Origin of the sequence: Parasynechococcus sp., from assembly GCF_042954245.1 — a bacterium.
GTDB lineage: Bacteria > Cyanobacteriota > Cyanobacteriia > PCC-6307 > Cyanobiaceae > Parasynechococcus.
Genome location: NZ_JBGKDP010000027.1, coordinates 1 through 7,559, shown reverse-complemented (window position 1 = coordinate 7,559; position 7,559 = coordinate 1). Strand labels below are relative to the sequence as shown.

Sequence of the window (7,559 nt, the reverse complement as noted above, 5' to 3'; positions counted from 1 at the left end):
CGATGACCCAGGACGAGATCTACGACCAGATCGCGTACATCATTGCCCAGGGTTGGAGCCCGCTCGTCGAGCACGTCCACCCCAGCAACTCCATGGCCACCTACTGGTCGTATTGGAAGCTCCCTTTCTTCGGTGAGAAGGATCTGAACGTCGTTGTCAGTGAGCTCGAGGCTTGCCATCGCGCATACCCCGACCACCACGTGCGCATCGTCGGTTACGACGCCTACACCCAGAGCCAGGGTGCCTGCTTCGTGGTCTTCGAAGGACGCTGATCCTTCGAACCCATGGTTCCGAGCCCTGACCTGATCAGGGCTCCAGCTTTTTCCGGAGGGGCAAGTGCCCTTCCACCTCACGACGACATCCTCGGGCGGACATGGCAAGACTCTCCAGTCGCGAACTCGCACTTGAACGCCGCAAGGCGCTGACCACTTCTGGTAAGAAGTCCTCAGTAGCGGCTGGTGATGGCGCCAACCGTGTTCGCACCGTTGCTGATGCTCGTCTCACCCGCACCAACGCGGCCGCAGCTGCTGAGCCTGCCTCTGCACCTGCCACCCCCGCTGCTGTAGCTCCGCAGCGGACCACGTTCTTTACAGCTGCTCCTGTAAACCGCAGCTCCCAGGTCAAGCCGCATCGCGATCCCAGCCGCGAACTGGTGCTCGCCCGTCGTGATGCTCTATCTCGCCGCGGCAAGACCGCCGACACCAGCCGCGATCGCAACCGCGCTGATTTTGCTCGTCAGACCAAGGCCGCTGCTCCTGCAGCTGCACCCGCTGAAACCAACAAAAGCTGCGGCTGCGGTGGCAAGCGTGCCGCTGCAAAGGCTCCCCTTAGTGCACCGGCCCCCAAGTTTTCTGCCCGTTCGGAGCGCCGTTCGGCCACTCCCAAGCGTCGTGCCATCGAGAACCCCAGCCGCGCGCTGGTGCTGGCCCGTCGTGAGGCCATGGCGAAGCACGGCAAAACCGCTGGCAAGCAACCCACCAGTGCAGCAGCTGTTGCTCGTCAGGCCAACCCTGACCTCACCAGCCGTGAACTGGCTCAACAAGTACGTGAGCTGCGCACCAAGGCCGGCGCCCGCAACAGGCAAAGCGCTGGTGTGACCCGCCCCACCGGTCCCAACCGTCACGGCGCCAAGCAAGCCGCTGCCGCTGATGCCCACTGGAAAGTTGGTGAAAGCACCACCACGGGCGGGCAAACCGTGACCGGCACCCAGGCCAACCGCTCGGTGAAAACCACCGGCAACGAAGTCAGCACCTGCCGTTCGATCACCGGTACCGAGTACCTGGGCGCCGAAGTCTTCCAGACTTTCTGTCAGACCGCACCAGCTGCCACCACTCCGGCCAAGGTACGCGTCACCGCCACCAGCCACGGCAACCGTGTCACCGGTAACGAAGTCGGCCGTTCCGAAAAGGTCACCGGCGATGAGCCCGGCACCTGCAAGAACGTGACCGGCACCGAGTACATCTCCGCCAACCAGTCCGCTGCCTACTGCGGTGGTGGCACGACCTCCCCGCGCAAGGTGGGCCACAGCCTCACCGAACAGGGTCGTCCTGTGAGTGGTGTGATGGTGGGTCGCTCCGCCAGCGTTACCGGTGATGAAGCTGGTGCTAACCGCAGCCTCACCGGCGATCAATACCTGGGTTCTGATCCCCTGCCCAAGGGTCGTCCTGCCGCCAAGGTGGGCCTCTCAGGAACCCTGTCCGGTACTGGCGTGACCGGCACCATGGTGGGCCGTTCAGCTCAGGTCACCGGTGATGAGTTCGGCTCCTGCCACCGCGTGACGGGTGATCAGTACATCAGTGCTGAGCAGGTGAATGCTTTCTGCAGCGGAAAGCCCGAGCCCGAAGCCGCCAAAGTTGGCTTCAGCATCACCAACCGCAACCAAGTGGTGAGCGGCACCCGTACGGGCCGTTCTGAGAACGTGACGGGCGACGAGCCCGGCAGCTGCCAGGCCGTCACCGGCACCCCCTACGCGGGTCTGGAGCAGGCCGGCCAACACTGCGGCACCCCTGCAGTTCAGGCCATCCGTGAGCGCACTCCTGTGCGTGTCGGTACCCCTTCCGCTGCCATGACCGGTATCCAACCCGGTGTGGGTGGTGTGATGACCGGCGACAAGCGTGGTGCTTGTGAAGCAGTCACCGGCACGCCTTACGTCGGTGCTGATCAGCTGGCTGCTGCCTGCGGCGCTGATGCACCTGCTGGGACCGAAACCCACGGCCAAGCTCCTGAGGGTGCTGCGTGGACCCGCTTCAGCGTGGTGTCTCCCGCCCGCGCTGCCCAGCAGCAACGTGAGGCCAATTCCGGCGTGACCGGCACGTCCTATGAGCAGGAGAATCGCATCACCGGCCCTTTTGACATGGCTGGCGGCAAGGTGACCGGTACCGAGCAGTTCCGCTTCGACAACCGCGAGTTCCAAAACCGTCAGCAGCGCCAGTTTCAGCCCACCGTGGCTGTGGTTAGTGAGCCTTCTGGGAAGCCTGCATCCCGGGTGACCGGCGAGGGTTCCTCCACCAAGATCACTGGTGATGACTGGGATCGTGGTGAACACGTGACCGGTACTGAGGGTGCTTCGGCCCGCCGTCGTAACCCCAGTCGTTCCGGCCCGATGAGTGCCATGTCTCCCTTCGAGCGCAAGCGCAACGAGGAGACTGAATGGCCTGTGAGCCGTGTGACCGGCTCCAGCGGCAACACCGAGAAGGGTTCCCTGATCACCGTCTCAGGCGGCGCACGGGGCTGATTGATTGATGGTTCGCTCCAAGCCTCTCCGTGGCGGGCGACCTCAGGCCCCCTCGGCACCCACCCGTCGCCAGCTTCAGCAGCTGGCCGCAACGTCTGATTCCGCCCAGACCATGTCTGAAGTGGAGTCCTCCACCCGCAAGGCCGCTTTAGACCGGCGCCGTGCCCTCACCACCTCGGGCAAAGCTGCTCAACTGGGTCGCGGCTCCGTTGGCGGCGGCAGGATTCGCTCCAGCAACGACGTTCAGCGTCTCGCTCCGTCTCAACCGGGCTGGGTCCGGCGTGAAGAAGCAGCAACCCGGGCGGTTCCCTTCAATCTGAGCCGCAGCTCGCTGCAGATCACCCATCGGCGCCATCCGTTGACGGATGCAGCGGCGAACGCCCGTCTTCAGGTCTATGAGCAGGAGATTAAGGGACGTTTTGATCGGATCGTTCCCCTGCTTCAGCAGGTTTCAGCACTCCAACATGAAACCGATTTCATTCCTCAAGCCCAGCGGTTGTGCCGGGCCGAACTCGGATTTGATCTGCCGGATCACATTCTGCAGCGGGCCTGGGTTCGCCCCCTCGACATGCGCGCCCTGTTCGCCTGGTGTGTGTTCGAAAGCCACCGCTTGTTCAGTGATCGCTTCTTCCAGGACGACCCACTGGGTTCTGGCACGAGCAGTGCTGCCTCTCGAGAGTTCGAACAGTTTCTGCTCGACTGCGGCATCCATCTTCTCGATCTGACGCCCTGTGCCGATGGTCGGTTGGCCCACACCGTGGCCTATGCCCTTCGCATTCCCTTTAGCGCTGTGCGTCGCCGCTCCCACGCAGGTGCCATGTTCGACGTGGAGAACACGGTGAACCGCTGGGTCAAAACCGAGCATCTGCGTTACCGCGAAGGTTCACCCAATCCCTCCACCGAACCAACCCGTTACCTGAAGGTGGTGACGTACCACTTCAGTTCTCTCGATCCCTCCCACCAGGGCTGTGCTGCCCATGGCAGCAATGATGAATTGGCGGCAGCGGCGGGTCATCAGCGCTTGCTCGACTTCCGTGAGTCGGTGGAAAACAGCTTCTGCTGCGGTGCCTCCGTTGATCTTCTGCTGATCGGCCTCGACACCGATACCGATGCGATCCGGGTGCACCCCCCAAGCCGTGACAGCGAAATGGTGCTCGACCGCTGGCTTTGCTCCAGGGAACTGCATGCCGCCACGGCATCGATGAGTGCTGATCAGGCGATGGCGCAGATTGCTGAAACCGTTGAAAGCTCTGCTCCTGGCCCCATGGATGCCGGGATGGTTTCATTCCTGACCCGGTTGCTCGCCAATAACTTCTCCCAGATCGATTACGTGCAAGATCTGCACGGGGGCACTTACCCCGATGCCGGGCACGCGGAGCGTTTCATTGGCGTTGGCATCGGCTTTAAAGAAGTGCATCTGCGCAACCTCACTTATTTCGCCCACCTCGACACCGTTGAAGAGGGCGCCCCTGATCTTGATGTGGGCGTGAAAATTTTCAAGGGTCTGAATGTGTCCCGGGATCTGCCGATTCCGGTTGTGGTGCGTTTCGACTATTCCGGTTGTGTGCCCGGTGCTCGGGAACGGGCCATCGCTGATTGCCAACGGGTGAACCAGGCCATCGCCGATCGCTACGCAGCTCTCGTTGACGAGGGTCTGCTCCACACTTGTCTCACCATTCGCGACCGCAACCAGACGGCTCCGGCCGAGGTCGTCGGTTCCACGCTCGACCCGCAACTTCCGGAGGCTCACTGATCATGCTTATCGTCAAGGTCGTCAAGCCGCTCGTTTCCACCAACCGGATCCCCGATTTCGAGCACAAGCATCTTCAGGTGGTGCTGGATGGCAGCACCAAGAAGGTGGCCGTCGATGCGGTGGGTGCGAAACCTGGTGACTGGGTGATCTGCGTCAGTAGCTCGGCCGCCCGTGAAGCCGCCGGCAGCAAGTCGTATCCCAGTGACCTCACGATCGTTGGGATCATTGACCACTGGAAACCCGACCCTCCAAAGACCTCGGCTCCCTCTCCATCCCCCAGTTCCAGCAAACCCGCGGGAGGTAAGGCCAGCTGATGGAGATCATGCAGGTGATGGGCACGTTGATCTGCACCTACCGGGTTGCCGGACTGGATCACATGCATCTGCGCATCCTGCGCAACAACAAGGGCAAGAAGCTGGTAGCCGTTGACCCCGTGGGTGCCCGCGAGGGCAACTGGGTGTTCACCGCCAGCGGTTCGGCCGCGCGGCATGCTTGCCCTGACAACACCGTTCTCACCGATCTGACCATCGGTGGAATCATCGATTTCTGGAATCCGGACGGATAGGGATTTTTCATTTCCCGCCGCCGTTTCCGTTCCGCTTCCACACCTTCAAATCCATGGCCATTCCTTCCCCCACCCCCCGTCGTCGCACCACCCGCAGCACCGCCGCGGCGAACAAGACCGTGGATGTGAAGCCTGTGGCCAGCACCCCTGCTCCCGCATCGACTCCCGCCAAGGCAGTTCCTGCTTCAACCACCCGTCGTGCGTCCACCACAACGCGTCGCAGCAGCGCTTCCAGCACTGGTTCCGGCGGCGGATCAGCCGTGGCCAAACCCGCTGCCACCCCTTCCCCCATCGTTCTCGGTGTGGCGTTGGGAATGATCGAAACCCGCGGCATGGTTCCTGCCATTGAGGCAGCCGATGCCATGACCAAGGCTGCTGAGGTGAGCCTGATCTGCCGTGAGTATGTGGGTGGTGGCTACGTCACGGTGATGGTGCGTGGCGAAACCGGTGCGGTGAATGCCGCTGTTCGTGCCGGTGCCGATGCCTGCGAGCGCGTGGGTGACGGCCTCGTTGCTGCTCACATCATTGCCCGTCCCCATAAAGAGGTGGAGCCGGTGTTGGGCCGGCAGTGGTGCAGCTCGCCGCAGCTGACGGCATAAAGCCTCCTCACAGCCGTTCACAAAGAGCCCTTTTGTTCCTGACCGGCTCCTAGATTCACCGGCCAACCAGCGACCAGCTCGATCACCATCCCGCTCGCCGTTTTGACCCCGGAGCTCTCGCTTCCCATCCAGACCGCCTGGTTAATCCCGCTCTATGGGTTGATCGGGATGCTGGTTTCCCTCCCTTGGGCCTGTGGCTGGTTCCGCCGAGATGCCCATCGACCGGCGGCCTACCTCAACATTCTTCTCACCCTGCTGGCCTTTGTTCATGGAAGCCAGATCCTGCAAGATGTGTACCAGTCAGGGCCGGTGGATCTGGCCTTTCCCTGGCTCAGCGTGGCTGATCTAGAGCTGAACATCAGCTTCAGCCTGTCGCTCACCAACCTGGTGGCCCTGGAACTGATCACGGGCCTCAGCTTGCTATCCCAGGTGTATTCCCTTGGATACATGGACAAGGAGTGGGCGTTGGCCCGCTTCTTTGCACTGCTCGGATTTTTCGAGGGGGCGATGAGTGGCGTCGTGCTCAGCGACTCTCTGTTCCAAAGCTATTTCCTGCTGGAGATGCTGACGCTCTCCACCTATCTGCTGGTGGGTTTCTGGTATGCCCAACCCCTGGTGGTGACCGCAGCCCGGGATGCTTTCCTCACCAAGCGCGTTGGTGATGTGCTGCTGCTGATGGGTGTGGTGGCGCTCTGCAGCTACTCCGGTGTGATGGGGTTCAACGACCTTTATGCCTGGGCCGCTCAAGACTCCCTCTCTCCGCTGGCGGCAACGCTGTTGGGTTTGGGCCTGGTCGCCGGCCCAATGGGCAAATGCGCCCAGTTCCCCATGCACCTCTGGCTGGACGAAGCCATGGAGGGCCCAAACCCTGCTTCGATTTTGCGGAACTCGGTGGTGGTGACCTGCGGCGCAATTGTGCTGCTGAAGGTGATGCCCATTCTTCAGCTCTCGCCCATCGCCATCGGCGTGATGCTCGTGATCGGCAGCATCAGTGCGATCGGTGGCTCTTTGGTGGCCCTGGCTCAGGTGGACATCAAACGCACGCTGTCATATTCCACGACGGCCCACATGGGGTTGGTCTTCATCGCAATTGCGCTGCAGATCCCTGTTCTGGCCTTGTTGCTGCTGTTCACCCATGCCGTGTCCAAGGCGCTGCTGTCGATGAGCATTGGCGGCGTAATTGCGTCCACCAACTGTCAGGACATCACCGAGCTGGGGAGATTGGGCAGCCGTATGCCGGCCACCACCACGGCGTTTCTTGTGGGTGGTGCCGGTTTGGTGGGCTTTCTGCCCCTGGGTGGCTTCCTGGCCTTGGCCCAGTCGATTGAACTGCTGAGCGTGCGCTCGGTGCCGTTCATGGCTGTGTTTCTGCTCACCAACGCACTCACCGCCATGGGTCTGGTGCGGGTGTTCCGCCATGTGTTCATGGGGGAATCCCTGATCAAGTCCCGCCGGGCTGCCGAGGTGAACTGGCAGATGGCGTTCCCGATGGTGGCGCTCACCGTGATTGTGCTGATCACCCCGCTGTTGCTGGTGCGGCTTGAATCCCTCGATGGTTTGTTGGCCTTCCCCCTCTGGGCAGCAGCTCTGGTAGTGGGAAGCGGACTGCTGGGCCTGCTGGCCGGCGCCGTGCTCCCCTTGAGCAAGGCCTGGTCCCGCTCGCTGAATCCTGTGCTGCGCTGGTGGCAGGACCTGCTGGCCTACGACTTCTACACCGAGCGCTTCTATCGCCTCACCATCGTCAACGTGGTGGCTGGCTTCTCTCGCCTGGCCTCTTGGTTTGACCGAAATGTGGTGGATGGTCTTCTCAATGGGGTGGCTCGCTTCTCCCTGGCCAGTGCCAACAGCCTCAAGCTCAGCGTCAGCGGTCAGAGCCAGTCGTATGTGCTGACAGTGCTTTTGGCCATC

General features: G+C 62.2%; 7 protein-coding genes. All 7 read left to right on the top strand.

The genetic code is table 11. The annotated features are described in order from the left end of the window. On the top strand, positions 1-272 hold a 272-nt coding region (locus tag ACGVJ8_RS00880; RefSeq protein ID WP_392345057.1), incomplete at its 5' end, for a ribulose bisphosphate carboxylase small subunit. Between the two features lie 101 nt (positions 273-373). Further along, positions 374-2,734: a CsoS2 family carboxysome shell protein gene (locus ACGVJ8_RS00875; protein WP_392345056.1), complete on the top strand. Its 2,361-nt coding sequence runs from the start codon at positions 374-376 to the stop codon at positions 2,732-2,734. 7 nt (positions 2,735-2,741) lie between these two features. Beyond that, positions 2,742-4,487, top strand: a complete 1,746-nt coding sequence (locus ACGVJ8_RS00870; RefSeq protein ID WP_392345055.1) for a carboxysome shell carbonic anhydrase — start codon at positions 2,742-2,744, stop codon at positions 4,485-4,487. A 2-nt stretch (positions 4,488-4,489) separates the two neighbouring features. Further along, on the top strand, positions 4,490-4,801 hold the full coding sequence (locus tag ACGVJ8_RS00865; protein WP_392345054.1) for a carboxysome peptide A: 312 nt from the start codon (positions 4,490-4,492) through the stop codon (positions 4,799-4,801). Further along, positions 4,801-5,052 carry a carboxysome peptide B gene (locus ACGVJ8_RS00860; protein WP_392345053.1) on the top strand — a complete coding sequence of 84 codons (252 nt, stop codon included), beginning with the start codon at positions 4,801-4,803 and terminating at the stop codon, positions 5,050-5,052. Before ACGVJ8_RS00865 ends, ACGVJ8_RS00860 begins: the two co-directional genes overlap by 1 nt. Before the next feature lie 53 nt (positions 5,053-5,105). Further along, a complete protein-coding gene (locus ACGVJ8_RS00855) occupies positions 5,106-5,651 on the top strand; it encodes a BMC domain-containing protein (protein ID WP_392345052.1) in 546 nt (181 codons plus the stop codon). 102 nt (positions 5,652-5,753) lie between these two features. Beyond that, a partial coding sequence (locus ACGVJ8_RS00850) for an NAD(P)H-quinone oxidoreductase subunit F (RefSeq protein WP_392345051.1) occupies positions 5,754-7,559 on the top strand: 1,806 nt, incomplete at its 3' end.